The organism is Pedobacter jaeyakensis (assembly GCF_054461315.1).
Map to the genome: position 1 here is coordinate 3,224,339 of NZ_CM136921.1, position 18,299 is coordinate 3,242,637.

The 18,299-nt window shown below is 39.6% G+C and carries 16 protein-coding genes; 5 read left to right on the forward strand and 11 right to left on the reverse strand.

What is annotated here, in order from left to right:
* The first annotated feature begins 24 nt into the window (after positions 1-24).
* Positions 25-939 (forward strand): cation diffusion facilitator family transporter, encoded by a 915-nt coding sequence (locus ACXZ1K_RS14355; protein ID WP_458970358.1) that lies wholly within the window; start codon positions 25-27, stop codon positions 937-939.
* On the opposite strand, the gene ACXZ1K_RS14360 is transcribed toward ACXZ1K_RS14355, so the two are convergent.
* Genes ACXZ1K_RS14360 through ACXZ1K_RS14390 form a run of 7 tightly spaced genes read right to left on the reverse strand, consistent with a single transcriptional unit; the run spans position 929 to position 9,473 of the window.
* The gene (locus ACXZ1K_RS14360) at positions 929-2,188 is read right to left on the reverse strand and encodes a sensor histidine kinase (protein ID WP_458970359.1); all 1,260 of its coding nucleotides are present in this window, start codon (positions 2,186-2,188) and stop codon (positions 929-931) included. The two genes, ACXZ1K_RS14355 and ACXZ1K_RS14360, sit on opposite strands and share 11 nt — an antisense overlap.
* Positions 2,185-3,567 (reverse strand): sigma-54-dependent transcriptional regulator, encoded by a 1,383-nt coding sequence (locus tag ACXZ1K_RS14365; protein WP_458970360.1) that lies wholly within the window; start codon positions 3,565-3,567, stop codon positions 2,185-2,187. Before ACXZ1K_RS14365 ends, ACXZ1K_RS14360 begins: the two co-directional genes overlap by 4 nt.
* A 20-nt stretch (positions 3,568-3,587) precedes the next feature.
* Positions 3,588-4,778: an ABC transporter permease gene (locus ACXZ1K_RS14370; protein WP_458970361.1), complete on the reverse strand. Its 1,191-nt coding sequence runs from the start codon at positions 4,776-4,778 to the stop codon at positions 3,588-3,590.
* A gap of 27 nt (positions 4,779-4,805) precedes the next feature.
* Positions 4,806-6,041 (reverse strand): ABC transporter permease, encoded by a 1,236-nt coding sequence (locus ACXZ1K_RS14375; RefSeq protein ID WP_458970362.1) that lies wholly within the window; start codon positions 6,039-6,041, stop codon positions 4,806-4,808.
* A gap of 32 nt (positions 6,042-6,073) precedes the next feature.
* Positions 6,074-6,739: an ABC transporter ATP-binding protein gene (locus ACXZ1K_RS14380; RefSeq protein WP_458970363.1), complete on the reverse strand. Its 666-nt coding sequence runs from the start codon at positions 6,737-6,739 to the stop codon at positions 6,074-6,076.
* Between the two features lie 12 nt (positions 6,740-6,751).
* Entirely contained in the window at positions 6,752-8,215 is a 1,464-nt protein-coding gene (locus ACXZ1K_RS14385; protein WP_458970364.1) for a TolC family protein, read from the reverse strand.
* Positions 8,216-8,225: 10 nt separating this feature from the next.
* The gene (locus ACXZ1K_RS14390) at positions 8,226-9,473 is read right to left on the reverse strand and encodes an efflux RND transporter periplasmic adaptor subunit (protein ID WP_458970365.1); all 1,248 of its coding nucleotides are present in this window, start codon (positions 9,471-9,473) and stop codon (positions 8,226-8,228) included.
* A gap of 257 nt (positions 9,474-9,730) precedes the next feature.
* Here ACXZ1K_RS14390 and ACXZ1K_RS14395 point away from each other — a divergent pair, with 257 nt between their 5' ends.
* The 3 genes from ACXZ1K_RS14395 to ACXZ1K_RS14405 all read left to right on the forward strand — a co-directional run bounded on the left by ACXZ1K_RS14395 (position 9,731) and on the right by ACXZ1K_RS14405 (position 12,826).
* Positions 9,731-10,531: a metallophosphoesterase family protein gene (locus ACXZ1K_RS14395; RefSeq protein ID WP_458970366.1), complete on the forward strand. Its 801-nt coding sequence runs from the start codon at positions 9,731-9,733 to the stop codon at positions 10,529-10,531.
* Positions 10,512-11,108, forward strand: coding sequence for a hypothetical protein (locus ACXZ1K_RS14400; RefSeq protein ID WP_458970367.1), 597 nt, complete (start codon positions 10,512-10,514; stop codon positions 11,106-11,108). Before ACXZ1K_RS14395 ends, ACXZ1K_RS14400 begins: the two co-directional genes overlap by 20 nt.
* 98 nt (positions 11,109-11,206) lie before the next feature.
* Positions 11,207-12,826 carry an IPT/TIG domain-containing protein gene (locus ACXZ1K_RS14405; protein WP_458970368.1) on the forward strand — a complete coding sequence of 540 codons (1,620 nt, stop codon included), beginning with the start codon at positions 11,207-11,209 and terminating at the stop codon, positions 12,824-12,826.
* A 46-nt stretch (positions 12,827-12,872) separates the two neighbouring features.
* Here ACXZ1K_RS14405 and ACXZ1K_RS14410 read toward each other — a convergent pair whose 3' ends face one another.
* From ACXZ1K_RS14410 to ACXZ1K_RS14420, 3 genes are all read right to left on the reverse strand, one after another.
* Positions 12,873-14,174: a paraquat-inducible protein A gene (locus ACXZ1K_RS14410; protein ID WP_458970369.1), complete on the reverse strand. Its 1,302-nt coding sequence runs from the start codon at positions 14,172-14,174 to the stop codon at positions 12,873-12,875.
* Complete coding sequence (locus ACXZ1K_RS14415) at positions 14,161-15,486, reverse strand: paraquat-inducible protein A (protein ID WP_458970370.1); 1,326 nt, start codon at positions 15,484-15,486, stop codon at positions 14,161-14,163. Before ACXZ1K_RS14415 ends, ACXZ1K_RS14410 begins: the two co-directional genes overlap by 14 nt.
* Before the next feature lie 75 nt (positions 15,487-15,561).
* Positions 15,562-16,716 (reverse strand): glycoside hydrolase family 71/99-like protein, encoded by a 1,155-nt coding sequence (locus tag ACXZ1K_RS14420; RefSeq protein ID WP_458970371.1) that lies wholly within the window; start codon positions 16,714-16,716, stop codon positions 15,562-15,564.
* A gap of 256 nt (positions 16,717-16,972) precedes the next feature.
* Here ACXZ1K_RS14420 and ACXZ1K_RS14425 point away from each other — a divergent pair, with 256 nt between their 5' ends.
* Positions 16,973-17,191 carry a hypothetical protein gene (locus ACXZ1K_RS14425; RefSeq protein WP_458970372.1) on the forward strand — a complete coding sequence of 73 codons (219 nt, stop codon included), beginning with the start codon at positions 16,973-16,975 and terminating at the stop codon, positions 17,189-17,191.
* A 216-nt stretch (positions 17,192-17,407) separates the two neighbouring features.
* Here ACXZ1K_RS14425 and ACXZ1K_RS14430 read toward each other — a convergent pair whose 3' ends face one another.
* Positions 17,408-18,286, reverse strand: coding sequence for a hypothetical protein (locus ACXZ1K_RS14430; protein ID WP_458970373.1), 879 nt, complete (start codon positions 18,284-18,286; stop codon positions 17,408-17,410).
* Positions 18,287-18,299 lie beyond the last annotated feature (13 nt).

Here is an 18,299-nt window from a genome sequence, read left to right on the forward strand (position 1 = left end):
CTCGTTTTTGTTATATAACTACTGATGAAATCCAAATCTGCCTCCAAGAAATCTATTTATAGCGCACTGATCGCCAACTTATTAATTGCAATTACAAAATTCATTGCTGGTGCACTTAGCAGCAGCGCGGCTATGATATCTGAGGGGATACATTCTCTTGTCGATACCGTGAATCAATTGCTATTGTTGTTTGGAATTCACCAAAGTAAAAAACCGGCAGACGCGGCTAGACCATTTGGTTATGGTAAAGAATTGTATTTCTGGTCCTTTATAGTTTCTATACTCATCTTCGGGTTAGGGGGCGGACTCTCGATATATCAAGGAATAACACATATAATTCATCCGGATGAACTTAGGGATCCCACGTGGAATTATGTTGTACTCGGTCTATCAGTTATTTTTGAAGGTTCCTCACTTTATATTGCCTGGAAAGAGTTTAATGAAACAAGACAGGGAGATAGCTGGTGGAGGTCGATCATTCAAAGTAAAAACCCTGCCAGTTTTTTAGTGCTATTTGAAGATGGCGGGGCGGTTCTTGGTTTAATTATTGTCGCAATTTGCTTATTCATTGGGCATCATTTCAACCTGCCATATATGGATGGACTTGCCTCTTTGCTGGTTGGTTTACTGTTGGTTGCCATCTCGATGATCCTAGCCAGGGAAAGCCGAAGTCTATTGATGGGCGAAGGGATAGCAACGGAAACACAGCAGAAAATTATTTCCCTGGCACAACATGACGAAACCGTAATTCAGGCAAGACACATCTTGTCCACGTACCAGTCGCCCGAGGAAGTTGTCCTCATGCTGATCATCGCTTTTAAAGACGATCTCGATACGGAAGATATTAATAAAGCTATCATTAGAATCAGGAGAAGTATCAAAGCTGCCTTTCCACTGGTAAGTTTTATCATCATCCAGCCTGAAGCTGTCAAAGCCTGATCAGGAATTCTGTTTTCTTCTCATCGTTTGTTCTAAGTGAAAACGCAAATCCATGGTTGAGCAAAATTTCCCTTACTAGTGTAAGCCCAATTCCCTGTCCGTCTTTCTTGGTACTAAAAAATGGGCTGAACAGTTTTTCGCTCAGCTCTGCATTGATACCTTTCCCATTGTCTTCTATAATGAGGGTATGCAAAGCTGGGTTTATTTTAAATACAACAATACCTTCAGATTCAATTGCCTCTATTGCATTCTTGACAAGATTGATCAGTACTTGTTCAATTTGCAATAGGTCCGCCATAATAAAAAAATCCGCTGGCAGTTCAAAACGAAATTCAACACGGTGTTGCCGGGCCTGTAAATCCATTAAAGCAGCCACGGAATGTACTAACGAAACCAGATTGACCTGATTTTTATTGACAGGCGAGAGCTTAACCAAATCGGCAAAATTCCTCATAAAGAGGTTCAGGTTTTGATTTCGGTCAACAGCTACCTGTATCGCATTTCGTAAAGAGTCTCTAGTTGGAGATTGCCATAACTCGTTCGTGGAAAGTGCGAGATTCAAAATAGAATTTACTGGTCCAACCGTATTGTTCACTTCATGAGCCATCATTCTGATTACTTTACCATAGGCATTCTTCTCTGCCTCAAATAATTCATCAGTTACTTCTTCAATCATTACAAAAACCCTGGCAAACCCACGGTCTATGAAGTTAGACTTCTGCACCTTGAAAGTATTAATTGCCCCAAGCTTTATTGTTTTAGATTCCCCTATCTTTAACTGACTAAGTTCTTTTAAAAAAACAGTAGGGCTTCCACCCAGCATTTCTTCAGCCTTCGGATTAATCTGCCGGACCTCGTTGTCATAATCGAGGATGATAATTCCGGTTGGAGAAGTCTGTATTAACTTTTCCAGGAAAAAGTGCTGCGCCTCCTGTTTGGTTCGTTCCTCACGCAGTGCGTCCATCATTTGATTGTAGACCAGAATCAATTCATCCATTTCGCTTTTACCAGTAGGCAAAAATTTAACATTAAAATCACGGTCCTTTATGGAATTTATTCCTTCTTTAAGGTAATTTAATGGTTGGATCAACTGGCGGTACAGGCTAATGGAGACGACTACCGAAGCGATGATCAGTATTTCAGAAATGATAAAATAGATCTTATTTTGTTTTAGGATCAAGTAGCTAAGGCCTAAAAATGCAAGATGAAGCAATGTAATGAAAAGAATATACTTTGTTTTTAGCTTCATGGTACTTGATCGTCAGCATCATGAAACGGAATTTGGTACTTCTCTAAACGGCGATACAATGAATTTCTTGTTATACCGAGTGATGCTGCCGCTTTCGATATTTTATTTTGATGAAAACTCATGGCACGTTTCACCATTTCTATTTCCATTTGTTCTAAAGTTAAACTGCCAACTCCGGGAAATTTATTACCATGTCTGCCCGGAGCAGATATTTCCAATTGTGCTTTGAAGTCGTCAATTCCGAGTTCATTGTTCTTACTCACTAAGATTGATCGTTCAACCAAATTTTTCAACTGTCTGATATTTCCGGGCAGCTCCAATTGTTTCAGCCATTTCATGGCTGCAGAAGATACCGTCAAATAAGGCCGGTTATAAATTTCCTTTAGATTGCCAATAAAAAAATCAACCAGCAAAGGGATATCATCCGGTCGGTCCCGCAGCGCGGGTAAGTGAACGGTGATCAGATTAATACGATAAAGTAAATCCTCCCTAAATGTATTCGCTCCAACCATTTCTAAAAGATTTTTATTGGTTGCACAAACTACGCGGACATCTATTACTTTACTTTTACTACTACCTAAAACTTCATAGGTACGGTCTTGCAGTACACGCAACAATTTAACCTGACTGCCGGCTTCCAGTTCACCGATTTCGTCAAGAAAGATGGTTCCTTTGGTTGCCATTTCAAAACGGCCTGTCCGGTCAAACCTGGCATCTGTAAATGCCCCCCTAACATGACCAAAAAGTTCACTTTCAAATAAAGATGAGGAAATACCGCCGAGATTTACTTTCACAAAAGGCTTATTGCGCCGTAAACTGTTTTCATGGATGGCTTCTGCAATTAACTCTTTCCCGGTACCACTTTCTCCTAAAATTAAAACTGATGCGTCTGTGGCAGCCACCTGTCCAATGGTTTCAAGAATTTGAAGCATGACCGGATCTTCAGCAATAATATTTTTAAAATTATATTGCCTATCCAACTGTTTACGCGTAGTCTGCCTTGTTTTAGGCGTATGCAACTCCAGTAAGGTATTTACAGATTGTAACACATGCTCATTATTCCAGGGCTTATTGATGAAATCATTGGCGCCTAATTTCATACCTTGAATTGCAAGCTCCAGACTAGCCCAACCTGTGATCAATATGACGGGTAACCTGGAATTCAGACTACGGACTTTTTTCAGCAGTTCCATTCCTTCCAATCCAGAGGTATCTATGGAGAAGTTAAGGTCGAGCAAGATCAATTGCGGAAGCTGCTGTTCAATGATGCTCAATGCATCATCCGCATTATCCGCCATTAGCACTTTATTCCCCGCATTTTCTAGCAACAAGGATAAGGAAGTTCTAACTGCTATGTCGTCATCTACAATAAGGATCATATACAAAGTTAATATAGTTATTAGTCTTCATGTAATGCAATTGCGGGATGTATAGCTGCCGCTTGTTTGCCTGGATAAAGGGAGCACAGTATCACCAGAATATAAATAAAGGAAATAGAAAGCAAAAGCGCGATCATGTATACAGTTGCCGAAATATCAAATACATTGAGCAGTGGAAATTGAATGGCAAAAAATGAGCCCACTCCCAGAGATAGCGTGGCTAAAAGTACGGATTCTGTGATTAGCTGACCAGAAATAGAGCCACCACTTGCCCCAATGGCACGTCTAAGACCAATTTCGCCGCGTCGTTGACTAATATTATACCACAGTACGCCAAATAAGCCCAAAGCGACATTAATGATCAAAAAGCCCGCAATAATGCTGCAAATGATAACAGGTATAATCGTATCGCTGTTTTTTGATTTCCTCATCTCGCTAAGATGGGTAATCTCTATATTTGAGTTGGGAATAGCCCGGGATAATAATTTGGATAGTTTACTTTCAAAAGCTGCATTTGCTGCTTTTGATACCCTAACCAACATAATTCCATTCCACTCAAAAGATGCCGAATCAAGCTTTTTGTACATGCCCAAACCTGACGGCCAGAAGTCTCCACTTGTTTTAATGTCCTCCACCACGCCTATAACCGTTGCCTTGTTTTTATCTTCATCACCGCCCACCGCTTTTCCCAGTGCAGATTCACTACCAAAAATAGCTTCTTTCAACGATCTGTTGATTACCATTACATTCTTCTTCAATATGCCATCTTCCTTTTCGAACCAGCGCCCTTCAACCAAATTGGCCGATAACACTTTGCTGTAATCTTCATCTGTTTGGTAAAAGTTAATCTGGTTGTACTTTTTCCCCTTGTAGTCAAACCCTGATGTAGAATTACTATTGGAATACGGAAAGTTAGCACTTGAAAAAGTAAGTTCCTCAATTTCAGGCAATGCCAGCAATGTTGTTTTCACCTGGCTGTAGTATGTGGTCAACGTGTCTTTGTTTTTAGTTTTAAGGGGATTATTATAGGAAATGGACCAAACCTGTTCATGCTCAAATCCGGATGGTTTGATATAGTTCATATAATAAAATACAAGCATGGAGAATACTGCGAAAATCACAAGAAAGGAGATGAGTATTTCCGATAGGAACAGGATATTATATCTCCTTTTGTTCCATATTAATTTAAATAAGTGTCTAAACATGATCATGTCTTGTTATATATGGTATAAATTGAACTATCTCACCTTTAATGCGGCAACAACATTTAGCCTTGACATCCTCCAGGCGGGGTAAACTCCAGACAAGAGACCAAACAGGATACACACCAGCAAACCGAGGCCAAGTACAGTAAAATTAAGTGATAGATGAAAATCCGGGGTAAATTCTGACTGATTGAAAAGATAAATTACAATCAGGGATAAAATAACTCCAATTATTCCTCCAAGCAGGGTGAGAATAATATTTTCGACAAGAAACTGATACACGAGTGTTTTTGATGACGCTCCAAACGCTTTACGTACTCCTATTTCTGAAGACCTCTCCATAATCCGTGTGATGTTGATATTGACCAGGTTGATGGTTGGCAATAAAAGAAACAAAAACATCAGAAAGCTCAAAATAACTGTCATTTTACCAAATCCAACTGCATCGTCATTCCCAAAAAATCTCCGTGCCAGGTCCTCCCACAACGTATCTGCATGGGCGTATAACTTGTCATAATCCTTTTCAGTAGGAATTTTGTTGATCATTTTTTGATATTCAGCTCGCATCGCAGGCATATCCTCCTGCGTTTTGGCCAATAAAACGAAACCAAAATTGCCCATCAGGCCAGTATCCTGGTAACCCGTTTTAGATACGGTATAGGGCAGGTAAAGATCCCCGAAGAAATTGCGGTTGGTTCGTGGCACAGATTTTACAACTCCGTTAACGCGATAATTTACATTATCAACTTCAATATATTTACCTATGACGTTAGTTTGATCACCAAAAAATGCTTTCCTGGTTCTTTCTGAAATGACCGCAACCCTTTCTGCCGCATCGATTTGTTGCTTGGTATATGGCTTTCCCGACAAGAAGTCGTAAGACGTAATAGACCAATAAAGATCATTGGTATACTTCACTTCCAATCCGATTTTCTTATTGTTCACGTAAGCATTGGTATTGGTCCCATACGTAAAAAAAGCAATCTTCTCAGGTTTCTTAAGTGTACTTACATATCGGTTGATAAAATTGTAGGATGCGGAATTGCTATTAATCCAGCCGGCCTTGGTATTTTTCAAAGTGACCCGCTGCACATAGAGTGATCTTTCACGATTATAATCGGGGTATGTAGGACTCATTACATTTTCAACCAGTGCGGTAGCCGTCATCACAATTGTTAAAGTGAAACTGATCCCAAAAAGGCTGATAAAAGTGAAGAACTTTCTCCGCCTCAATACTGCAATCGCTATTTTAAAATAATTTTTAAGCATAGTTTGATCTGTTAGGTGATATTTTAAAGCAATTATTGCACTTGTGACCCATCGAACATGCGTACTAACCGGTGTGTTTTATGGGCCATATTTTCATCATGCGTAACCATAATTATTGTGGTGCCATCATTCTTATTGAGATTGATGAGGATATCCATGATTTCATTACCCATGGCGCTGTCTAAATTACCAGTGGGCTCGTCTGCCAAAATAATTTGCGGTCTGCCAACGATGGCTCTTGCAATGGCCACACGTTGACGCTGACCGCCACTGAGCTGCGTTGGGAAATGTTTTAACCGATTGCTCAGTCCTACTTTCTCGAGGGCTTCAGTAGCGAGTTCTCTACGCTCCCTAGCCGTCGAATTCCGGTAAAGCAACGGCAACTCTACGTTATCCAATACCTGAAGGTCATTGATGAGATGATAACTTTGGAAGATAAACCCCAATTTTTGATTCCTGAAATTTGCCATCTGCCGGTCGCTAAACCTCGAAGTATCTTGATTATCAATTGTAATACTCCCTTTAGAAGGTTCATCCAGTAAGCCCATAATATTCAGCAGGGTACTTTTTCCGCAGCCGGACGGTCCCATAATAGAAAGAAATTCTCCCCTTGCAATATCAATACTTACGCCATTGATGGCTAGTGTCTCTACGGTGTCTGTTCGGTACACCTTTTCAATATTCTCTAAACGTATCATAAGTGTCTTTGTTTATTTATAATTTATTTTTTCGTTCTTTTCAAAATCATAGAGTGATAAATATCGGAGTTGGTAATACGCACCCCAAAAATCCCTGAGCGCAGTTATAAAATCTCGCTTCGCCCGGTCATTTTCCTGGAATGCGATACTGAGGTCTGTAATCCCTAAATTTCCAAGTACGTACCGCTCGCTGGCAATTTGATATTTTTCAGAAGCTATCTTATCTGCCTGCACAGTTAAATCCATCTGCTCCTGCATCATCTCAAACAACGTAACCTGTGTAACTATTTCCTGTTCAAAGGTTTTTTTATCCTGCTCCACTTCGTAAATGGTTAGTTGCTGATTAGCTTCTGCTGTTTTACTGCGCGATTTGGAACGTCCCCAATCCAGAACAGGAATGGAAAGTTGGACTTCAACGGATTGCTGACTTTTCGGTGAGCGATAAACATCAAATATCCGGTTTGCGAAATTTGAAAAACCAAGGTTAGCACGTAATGTCGCCACCAAACCATTTTCGCCCTTTGCCTTAACTACATCGCGCTTTGCCTGAGCGAGTCGGCGAGCAAAACTGATGGCATCAGATCTATTTTCAAAAGCCTGGGCCAACACCTTATCAGTCGATATCTTGATGTCTCCTACAGCTTCTGGTACAAGTAGAATAATCTTATCATCACCCACAATACCTGCATAGCTTTTTAAGTTCAATCCCGCTATCTCAACGTCTCTTTTAGCTGTGCCAACTGACTTTTGTGCATTTAGACGTTCCAACTGCAATTGCAAAATTTCATTTTTGGCAATCTTACCCAATTCGAACTTGGTATTGGCAATATTTAAGATTTTGTCCGTATTTGCGAAATTCGTTTCTGCCAGATTTAAGTTCACTTGGGCGAGCAGTAAATCAAAAAAGTAATTGCTCACATTGATAGCGATCTGTTCCTGCGATTCTATGTAGGCTTGCTTGCTTTCTTTAAATTTTAGAGGTTCAATTTTTTTGTCCCACTTTAGTGCGTTGTATTGCAATAGTGGTTGGGTATAACCAATGCCGTAAGGAGTTCCGTTGTAGAGTACAGTATTCCTGTCGAAGTCGCTAAAACGCTGTAACTCTGTTGTTCCATATATTGTGCCCCCGGTAGCAGCAATGCTTTGTTTGAAGTCGAGCGTAAGCGACGAATTGTCATTCCTCACAGGCTGAAAAAGTACGGTACCGTTTGGTTGAAGCACTTGCGCATAAGTTTTATTGTATCCTGGCAAAATGCCGCTCAGCGCCAACTGAGGCTGGTAATTTGATTTGAAAGTTCGCCATTCCCAATATTTGGTTTCCCTTATTGTAACAGCCTGTTTCGCTGCAATCGAATTGGCTTTTGCTTGTTCCACCACTTCCTTTAAGCTGAGTTTTATAGTATCAGCAACTAAGCTAGTCGTTGCATATCCTCTGTAGGCCAGGAAAATTAATCCGATTAAAAAACTGCATTTCATTCTCATTGCCTTATTTATTAATCGTTATTTCCTTTGCATACTCAAACTTGCTCATATCCGAGGTGATGACTTCCTCGCCCGGTTCCACGCCGCTTAATATCTCAATGAAATCAAAACTATTGAGGCCAACTTTCACATTTCGCTTTACCGCTTTACCGTCCTTTAACACAAATAAATCCTGGCTTTCAGAGCCGTTAAAAGCAGGTCCATTTGGAATTCGAATCATTTTGCTCCTGCTGGCGGTAATAAGGAAGACGTCGACTTTCATATTTGGGCGCAGTAGCTTATTGTTCTTTTCGTCCAGCTGTACGTCAAAGGAAACAATCGAATTGTTTACAGTGGGTGAAATATTGACTATCGCGCCTCGGAGCTGGGTTTCATTAATCCGGATAATTACCGGCATTCCGTTACGCAATTTTTCCGACTGGTTATCGGCTATGCTGCCTGCAACCTTATAGCTACTTAAATTTGCAATGCGTGCCAGCGATTCTCCCTCCTTAATGCTGGCTCCTATATTTTTATTTACCCAGGTCACCACTCCATCTCTGGTAGCTTTCACATTTGCCAAATCCAACTTTCTCCTGAGGGCAAGTTGGTCGTTCTTTTGTATGGCCAATGCAATTTCAGCTTCCCTTATTTCAATTTTCATGGTTTGCTGTTTGCTTTTTATCTCATTTTCCAACTGCTGCTTCTCCAGGTCAGCTACCTTTAAATTCAATTCTGCCTGCTCAATGTCTTCTCTGGTACCACCTCCTGCTTTGTAAAGCCTTTGCGCACTTGCAACAGCATCTTTAAAATTTCCAATACGCAGTTGTTTAATGCTGTTATTTGATTTGATGTCGTAAAAACTCTTCTCCAGGTCCAGTTTTAATTTTCGTATTTCGTTTTCTTTTGATTCAATTTGAAACCCCAGCTTCTCAAAATCAGTTTGTGAAGAAGATTTGTCCAACGTTAATATGGATTGCCCGGCCTTTACTTTAGTGCCGGCATCCAGTAATACCTCGCGTACGGCTGCACTAATCGGGCTGGTTAGTATTTCTTCAAATTCAGGCAATACTTCTCCAGTTGCATTTACGGTGTTCTCGATACTTCCTCTTTCTGCCAAGGCAGTTGTAATTTGGCTTTTATTCAAAGAAGGTTTGATATAAGCCCGCAACATATAGATAGCGATTGAAAGAATTATCACAGAAATCAATATGATTAACATTGTCTTCCTTTTTCGCTTTTCATTTACTTCTACTGCAATTTGCTTGTCCATTGATCTGAATTTGCCTAGTGATTTGCAATGGTGATGCCAACAGCAAGTATCTGTAAAACAGATTATTAAGAAATTATAAAAATTAATAAATGCCCGATATCGAACATTTTGTTTGGTATCGGGCAATGCTCCAATAGCGAAGTAGTTTAATCTGATTGAGAAAACCAATTAATTAATCCAAGTCATATATTAAATAAATCAAAACAAGAGGTCGTATATATGGTTTATCAAACATTACAATAAGCCGATCCTTTTTAATGAAACAACTTTTGCCTTTAACATTTGTTCTCTCCTTACTCTTTTCGTGTAATTCGTTTGAATTTAGCCCTGAACAGACCTTCGATAATAATTCTCCTAAAAACCTTAATGCTGCTGGCCTCGCTAAAATGCACAGCAACGTTCCAAAAGATGATACGATAAGATTTGTGGTAACTGGCGATACCCAGCGGTCTCATGATGAAGTAGAAATCATGGTCAGAAAAATAAACACCATCACAAATACTGATTTCGTGATCATTGCAGGCGATTTGTCTGAGTTTGGGGTATTACAAGAAATGGAATGGGTTGCTAAGGAATTTAAAAAGCTAAATGCACCTTACCTCGCCGTAATTGGCAACCATGATCTAGTTGCTAAAGGAAGCGAAGTATTTAAAAGAATGTATGGAGACCTGAACTATACATTTGTTTACAGGGGAATCAAGTTTATTGCTCATGATACAAACGGCAGGGAATACAGCTTTAATGGCACTGTGCCAGATATTGGATGGCTTACGAAAGAACTGCAGCCACAAGCAGGTGTTACCGGTTTTATTGGCATTTCTCATGTCCCTCCAAATTCATTGGACTTCGATAAAAAACTGGAAACACCCTACCAAACTCTTTTTGCAAAAACCCCTGGATTTCTAGCTTCTTTCCATGCACACACCCATACGTATTCAACGTTTGGATATGATGGCTCCGCCGTTCCTTTTATTGTCACCGCAACGCCTGCCAACAGTGAATTTCTACTGGTTAAAATCATCAACAACAAATTAAATTATGAACGAATTCGTCTTTAAACCGTTAATGGTATTGCTGCTGTTAAGTTTGGGACTTAAAAGTTCGGCTCAAAAATTTCTTATTCCTGATGAAGCCATTGTACAATACGCGGGTAGCATTGGCTATTTAAGCGTGGGTGCCGGATACGATATTTTTGGAAATAAACAAGGAAACATTAATTTAAATTATGGCTTTGTTCCTCGATCAAAAGGTGGGTCTCTTCATATGCTAACCGCTAAATTTGCATATAAGCCATTTGTTATTCGAATTAAGGACTGGGCAAAAATATATCCATTTAATCCCGGAGTGTTCATTACCTATACTTTCAACAAAAATCTGAGTTTTAATTTCCCAACCGATAATTATCCTAAAGGCTATTATTATTGGTCGGAAGCAGCAAGGCCTCACCTATCTTTCAGCAATGAATTTGAATTGAACCGGGGAAAATTGCTTCAAAAGACCGGACTAAAGCAAGTAAGTATCTATTCAGAGTTCAATACAAACGATTTCTATCTTGTTAATTATTTTCAAAATACCACTGCCCTGTCTTTAACAGATATCTTCAAATTGGGTATAGGCTTGCGCATAAAGTTTTAGTAGTTGCTCCAATAGGTAATTATACCTACTATTATTAGCAACAATCCTTATTGTACAGGATTGGGTTTCATCGGATTTTTGATAAAAAAATTCAGACCATGAAATTACAACTATCAAAAATTTTCAAACCGCTGATGATGCTCCTGGTCGTTAGCGCCTCCTTTCAATCCTGTAAAAAAAACAGCAGCGAAGAAATTAAACCTGAGATCCCGCAGATCAGTAGTATCCAACCAAAAAATCCGGCCCCTGGCGATGTGGTTACTATTACTGGTACAGGGTTTGGCACCGCATTAGCGGACGTTAAAGTAACAATTGGCTCAACCGCCATTACGGTAAGCTCTGTAACCGCAACTGAGATTAAGTTTACAGTGCCTACTACGATCACCGCAGGCGATCTTTCTGTATTAATCAAAGATGTGGCCGCAGCTATTAAAGATCCACAGGGAGCAACCATCACCCCGAAACCGGTGACTTCAACTATACCCACATTTACAGCCATGTCGCCCGCAAGTGGAAAAAGTGGCGATGTAATTACCTTAACGGGTACAAATTTTAGCACCAGAATTAGCGATAACAAAGTATTCTTTGCAACCACAACAGGGGGTACCGTTGTTTTAGCTACTATTAAAACGGCTACCGCCACCACGATGACAGTTGAAGTTCCTGCAAGCGCCATCACAGGCGGCGTAACAATCAGCGTAAACAGTGTAAATGCTGTAGCGGCAACTGGCTTTAATACAACTTTCACCGTGATTTCCAACAGCAATGGCACCGGTACCAGCACTGTAGATTACATTGATGCCAAATCTGGAGCCCTAAAATTTAGTAAGATAACTTCCGCAACATCAGATATTGGTGCAATGCACCTGGATAAGGCAAAGAACTGGATTTACTTTTCAGATTATACCTTATTAAAATACAATAACACCAGTCGCGTTTTCAAAGTTGATCCTGCTGGAGGCGTAGCACCGGTATTGCTAACAGACGATCCAAGAATTAGTATGGTAACACACATTACATCAGATGCTTCTGGCAACATTTTCGTACTGAAATACGAATCCGGGCTTAATTATTCCATATACAAGATCACCCCTGATGGTGCAACAATTACTGAAATTGCTAAAAACTTTGAATTGTTTGCAGGCAGAACTCATTTCTTTATAGATGCCAATAATCAAATCCACCTTAGGCCTTTCTTAAAATTTAAAATGGATGGAACAAAAATCACATCCGGACCAATTAATATTAACGGACTGCAAAAAGATAATGGAGCATACTTTGCCGGCAACTTCGCATACTTCAGCCAAGACCCAGACAATGGTCAAAATGCCAGTACATGCAGGTTTATCAAATACAATTTAAGTGATGATACGTTTGTGCCTACCGACTTCACTTTGAAATCTCTATACGGTACAGATGATCCTGAAGTATTTAAAGAAAATAGAAACATCCCTTTCCTAAAATATTGCCTGGATGCTGACGAGAACTTCTATTCTATCATGGAGAAGTCTTATGTCTCAGGTTCGATTGGTAAAACGTGGATGATTAGGAAAACAAAGAATGGAAGTGCTTCATCCACAGCTTTAGGTAGCTTTGTGATCAAGTTCCCTGCAATTGATCTAAACGACTATAGCACGGCATTGGAATTTGTGAGCGATTCCAGGGGTAACCTCTTCTTTAAAGCGAATAGCAAAGACATCATCAGAATAGTCCAATAATTCACAATAGCGCTTCTTTAAATAGGCCGGGTAATTTTATCCGGCCTTATTTTATCGCTAAAGGCGTAATGCGTTTTAAAATAAGCGACAATATAGCTGCGTAAACTACATAGGCAACAAAAATGAAGTAACCTGGTTGCAATGAGGTATTGTTTTGTGTAACCGTTGAAAGCAATTCTTCTTTAATATTCAAGTTAGATAGTTGGCTTTTTAGTATGCCATTTAAACCGATATAGGTCATTCCTATGCCAACAACCATCACATCAGCCATATCCCATTTTCCTAAATCAAATGCCAGGTATCTGATCACTTTATTCTCAGCAAATTTATCCTTGCCCCAAATATGTATACCCTTACCAATCATCCTTAAAATAGGCAAAACAATTACGAAAAGCATAATCAATACACCTACCAAAACGGAATCTGGCTTAGACTGCTCCAGCAGTGATGCTATGATACCCAAAATACTTTTGCTTTGAAAAAATAGTACTTGATTATTAAAGGCAAGCTTCTCCCCGAGCAGGATAAAATTAAGCGATTGCAGACGTGCATCAACCTCTATAATAGTTGCGCTAACACCCACTGCCAATAAAACAAACGCAAACAGCAGTGAAAAGATAAAAATTGGCGTATGCAGCTTAACCAATTTTTTCATCAATAACCAAAGGCACAATGCAAGCATCACGCAACCTAACATCGCATAGGTACACTGGTAGGTAAGTTTGCCAATCTCTTTAAGCTGGGAATTGACAGTCTTCTCGAACGCGTCAACACTTGATACCTTATATTTCTTATAAATATGCTCAGTTACAGTGGCACTCGCCAGTTCAGTATTGTCATAAGTCTCATTTTCCAGTTGGTCCATTTTACTGTTTGCAATGCTTTTCAACCGCTTAATACTCTTCTGACTACTTAACTTTGTGACTATTGTACGGGCAAATGAAGGAACCTGTGCATGAATCTCGTCCGTATCCACAAAAGTTTTAAATGCTAACTTCTTAAGTTTGCCACCAATACCCTTTTGAGGTTTATTAATTTCTGCTACTGCTTTATCAACAAGACCATTTAATTGCTTTTCTACTTTCGCCTGAAGTGCGTTCTTTTGTTCAGCGGTAACCTTGAAATCATTCACTTTGCCGTCTAATACGCTTGAAATTTTCTCACGCCATTGATCAACAGAAAATACACCAAAGGTAATGCTGTTCGCTACGCTGTAATCTTCCTTAATCTGCTCTTGCTTTGCAGAAAGTACATACACCTGATAACCAAAATACCCTTCTGCACAGAGTAATATCGTCAGCCCGACAATGAGCAAAATGGCGGGTATTAATTTTCTAGTGAGCATCATGCGGCGTAATAAATTTTAAAATGGTAGATAGAATAAGTCCGTATAATACAAAACTGATGAATATAATATATCCCGGTTGCAGTGCCGTATTGTTTGTGGTAATCACCGTGAGAAAATCAGTCTTGATATTTAGTCCCCTTAACTGACTTTCCAGCAAGCCATTCAGGCCGATGTAGACCATCAATATGGCAATCACAATAACATCAGCCATGCTCCATTTGCCAGATTGAAATGCAAAATATTTGATCACTTTATTTTCAGCAATTTTCTTTTTACTAAGCAGGTGAATACCTGTGGAACTGAGTTTCATGATTGGGAACAAAATACTAAAGATCAAGATCAGTACACCGACAAGAACGGAATCAATTGCAGATTGCGATATTAAAACAGTAACTACATCCAGTATGCTTTTGCTTTGAAAAAACAGCACCTGGTTTTCAAAGATCACATGCTCTCCCAATAATACAAAATCCAGAGATTTGATACGTGCATCCACCTCTATCATTGAAGCCGTTAAACCAACCGCAAGGAGGATAAAAGCAAAAGCAAGCGACATAATAAAAAGCGTAGCATGCAGCTCTACCCGCTTTCTTAAAACCCACCAAAGCACTAAAACGACGACAACACAACCCAGCATCGCAAAAGAGTAGTTGTAGGTATCTGTTTTAATATTTGCAAGGGAGGACAACATTTTCTGATTGAGCTGATCAAGGGAAGACACACGGTATTTTTTGTAAACCTTATTTGTTGCAGCAAGCGTTACGGCCAGAGTGCTGTCAACATATTTGGTATGCTCAAGGGCATCAAATTTTGACATTGCCATTTTACTCATTTGCTTTTTATTGGCATCGTTATCCACTTTGGCCATTATCGTAGTGGCAAATCCAGGCACCTGTGCTTTTATCTTATCTTTATTTACAAAAGTTTTAATCGCAAACTTCTGTATTTTTCCGCTAATTGTTTTTTTAGGTTTATTGAGTATAGCCTCTGCTTTGTCGATAAGGGCCATTATCACCTCCTCCACTTCAGCCCTCAATTGCTTTTTTTGCTTTGGCGTCATCTCAAAATCGCGTACCTGGTGTTTCACAATACCAGAAACTTTATCTCGCCACTGCTCTACGGAGAAAAGTCCGAATGTGATGTTGTTGATGTTAGAATAGTCGTGCTTAATCTCTTCCTGTTGATCAGAAAGTTTATAAAGCTGATACCCAAAATATCCTTCAGCTACTAATAGAAAGGCAAGGCCCAATATTAGGAGGAGTTTTGGTAAAATTACTTTTTTATCAGGTGTTTTTCTTTGTTGCGTAGTCAAGTTCTTTGGTTTACATAGCAGATGGATTTAGTTCAAACACAGATAATGAGTTAGTTGTTTGCTCTCTCACGACTTTTATTTCTTGGGTCCTGGCTTATCAAAACTAAACGGAACTTGTTTACGGAGCATTTTACCCGCATACCCTGTGAGGTAGAGGTAATAATCTGATGGAATATCTTCTTCAAATTTTACAAATGTGCTGGCACCAACGGGCGGATTTTTAGAGATCTTAAAAATGGCTGTACCCTCATCTACCTCATCAAACATCGCCACATAGAGCATTTCTACGCCATTTTTGATTCCCGTAGCGAGCTGTTTCCAAAAGAAAGCACCGCTGTTGCGTGGAATTTGGTTCGTAGGAGATTTCGGATTCATGTTATGCCAACTGAAACCTGGAAAGACTACGCCCACATAGTCTACTTTATTTTCTTTGCACCAGGCGATATCGCCACGCTGGACTTCCGCGTAGCGGTTATATGCAATTTCATTGGCATATCTACCTACAGTCCAGGGATGTACAATATCGACTTTCTTAATCAGCTCGTGCAATGCCGGATCTTTCATCGTATCGTTACCAAATTCCCTCCAATAGGTCGGTACACCAAGCATGACCGAACATCTTCCGTAAACCGGATCATTCTGGAGAAAATCCACCATCTTAGCCACATCTTTAAGGGTATATTTACGGTTGTCATTAAAGCCAACACCCCAAAGTACCACTAAAGGTTTGCCATTGTGGTATAGATAAGGTTGGTTGTTACCGCCACTAGTAATTTTAAGGCTATCTACCAGGTTTTTCCAGTCGTCAATTAGTTCCGGGACATCCACACTATCTCTGCAGCCCGAAAGATCATACATCACTGATATTGCCCGCCCATACTTTTGAGCTGAGATCATGGCATTGCTAAGCACTTTATTGAAATGATTGCGACCAGATCTGCCCCTGATTTCTGACACGAAACGCTGCATGAAAACACCATCAACTCCGTATTCTTTCATCCAACGGAAATGAATATCCACGGTAGAGGCATCATGCGCGCTCTGCAGATAGGCCGGACTTCCATCTGCTAGCATAAATGGTGTTTTATAAACCACTGGATATTCTTTGGTTTCTGCCCACAAATCAACATTGGTACTACCCGGCTCAAATTTACCTTTTGAAGTGTAGTGGTACCATCCACGCCCTGCACCATCATCCGGCGCGTTATGCCAGCCCTGGTATCCGGCCATAATTAATCCCTTATAGGATTTAAACTTCGATGTTGTGCTGTGTCTAATTTGTGCCAAGGCACTCAAGCTACAAATGCACGTAAGCGCAAATAAGGTAAAAATCAATTTTTGGTATAGTTTCATTTTTTTACGGGAATAGGTGTGTGTGTCCGTATTTTTATTCAAATGAAACAATAAATATTAAATAAAGCTTAATAAATAACTAATGCATTAATTTTGTAATGAATAACTTGGTTACAGCATAAATTTTACAGAGATGCCAGAATTGATATTGATGTGCGTGCTTATGATCCCTCAGATCGTTGCTGGGGTTTTAGCCAAGAGTATGGGCAAAAGTTTCTGGTTCTGGTTTTTTATTTCCTTCCTGATGCCGATTATTTCCTTGGTGGTATTACTCTTCCTGGACAAGAAAGGTAACTTCGACGAACGAAAAGGTTTTGAACTGGCGCCACATTTAAAAGACCGGCATAGTTAGTACAATTGCCTTCGTTTTGATAGGCTTCGATAGTTTTGGCATATGCCTGGTATAGAAAAAAGTGCGGTTTCTGGGTAAAATCGGTCTTTAAGGGGTGTGTTCTCGGTGAATACACCGAGCCAAGAGCCAGTAAAGAGCCAGCAAACAGCCAGAAAACACCGGTTTTTCTTAAAGCCATATAAAAGAATCCTGAGAGCAGTTCCGAAGGATCTATGACTAGAGATTCGTTGATACACCAAACCTTAAGTACGAATATTTATCCCGATAGTATATGTTGTATGGATCTTCTCCATAATATCCGGCAGCTGCCATCAAAAATGCTCTATGCATAAAGGGAAAGCTGTAGTGGTAAGATATTTCAGTATTAAGGCGTTTCTTAATAGCAGCAATCTTATATTCTTCCATCTTATTTATGGCATAATTAAGTTCTCCATTTAATCGCCAGTTCTCTCTTTCTTGTTGGTATTTTCGAAAGGAAATATTATAAATGAGCCGCGTAAATCCATAATCATTTTCTAATGCCTTTTCATAATTAAACCACCTGTGCCACTCTAGCCCTGCTTGATGATTTAGAGTATATTTCTCTGTCTGTCTGACTTTTATGGCCTTACCGAAATGATAAGATGCTACTAAATAATTAGTACTGAAATTACCTGTAGCAGTATTGATACTTCCGTCTGGATTTATAGCATCACCATCTTGTCCGTTGGAATGATGGGTAAAACTCAACGTACTGTATTTATAATTATCGATATTTTGATTGAGCTTTACATAAAAAATTCCACCAATTTTTAAGCTGGGTGTTCTAACGCCTGCCGACCGCTGATCTAAAACCTTCACCGTAAAATCTGGAACAAGCGCAAAAAAAACTGGCAATCTGGGACTAGCCAATAAAAAGTAACTGGTTGTTAAACGTCCATTGAGTATAAATTTATTAGGACTACCGAGTTCTCCTTTTGGTGAGGTGTATGAAAAATCTTTGTTCGCCTTGTATAGAGTTAAGTAGCTTGAGGATGTTTGTATCGTATCGCTTTGCGCCAATGCACAAAAACTTGTTAATGTAAAAATTGTGACAATAATGGGTTTACTGATCATTAAAAGGTAGCTT

Excerpts from the sequence above, each read along its gene's own strand:
- ACXZ1K_RS14355 (WP_458970358.1), top strand. The coding sequence starts at position 25 with ATGAAATCCAAATCTGCCTCCAAGAAATCTATTTATAGCGCACTGATC.
- ACXZ1K_RS14360 (WP_458970359.1), bottom strand. The coding sequence starts at position 2,188 with ATGAAGCTAAAAACAAAGTATATTCTTTTCATTACATTGCTTCATCTT.
- ACXZ1K_RS14365 (WP_458970360.1), bottom strand. The coding sequence starts at position 3,567 with ATGATCCTTATTGTAGATGACGACATAGCAGTTAGAACTTCCTTATCC.
- ACXZ1K_RS14370 (WP_458970361.1), bottom strand. The coding sequence starts at position 4,778 with ATGATCATGTTTAGACACTTATTTAAATTAATATGGAACAAAAGGAGA.
- ACXZ1K_RS14375 (WP_458970362.1), bottom strand. The coding sequence starts at position 6,041 with ATGCTTAAAAATTATTTTAAAATAGCGATTGCAGTATTGAGGCGGAGA.
- ACXZ1K_RS14380 (WP_458970363.1), bottom strand. The coding sequence starts at position 6,739 with ATGATACGTTTAGAGAATATTGAAAAGGTGTACCGAACAGACACCGTA.
- ACXZ1K_RS14385 (WP_458970364.1), bottom strand. The coding sequence starts at position 8,215 with ATGAAATGCAGTTTTTTAATCGGATTAATTTTCCTGGCCTACAGAGGA.
- ACXZ1K_RS14390 (WP_458970365.1), bottom strand. The coding sequence starts at position 9,473 with ATGGACAAGCAAATTGCAGTAGAAGTAAATGAAAAGCGAAAAAGGAAG.
- ACXZ1K_RS14395 (WP_458970366.1), top strand. The coding sequence starts at position 9,731 with ATGAAACAACTTTTGCCTTTAACATTTGTTCTCTCCTTACTCTTTTCG.
- ACXZ1K_RS14400 (WP_458970367.1), top strand. The coding sequence starts at position 10,512 with ATGAACGAATTCGTCTTTAAACCGTTAATGGTATTGCTGCTGTTAAGT.
- ACXZ1K_RS14405 (WP_458970368.1), top strand. The coding sequence starts at position 11,207 with ATGAAATTACAACTATCAAAAATTTTCAAACCGCTGATGATGCTCCTG.
- ACXZ1K_RS14410 (WP_458970369.1), bottom strand. The coding sequence starts at position 14,174 with ATGATGCTCACTAGAAAATTAATACCCGCCATTTTGCTCATTGTCGGG.
- ACXZ1K_RS14420 (WP_458970371.1), bottom strand. The coding sequence starts at position 16,716 with ATGGCCGGATACCAGGGCTGGCATAACGCGCCGGATGATGGTGCAGGG.
- ACXZ1K_RS14425 (WP_458970372.1), top strand. The coding sequence starts at position 16,973 with ATGCCAGAATTGATATTGATGTGCGTGCTTATGATCCCTCAGATCGTT.
- ACXZ1K_RS14430 (WP_458970373.1), bottom strand. The coding sequence starts at position 18,286 with ATGATCAGTAAACCCATTATTGTCACAATTTTTACATTAACAAGTTTT.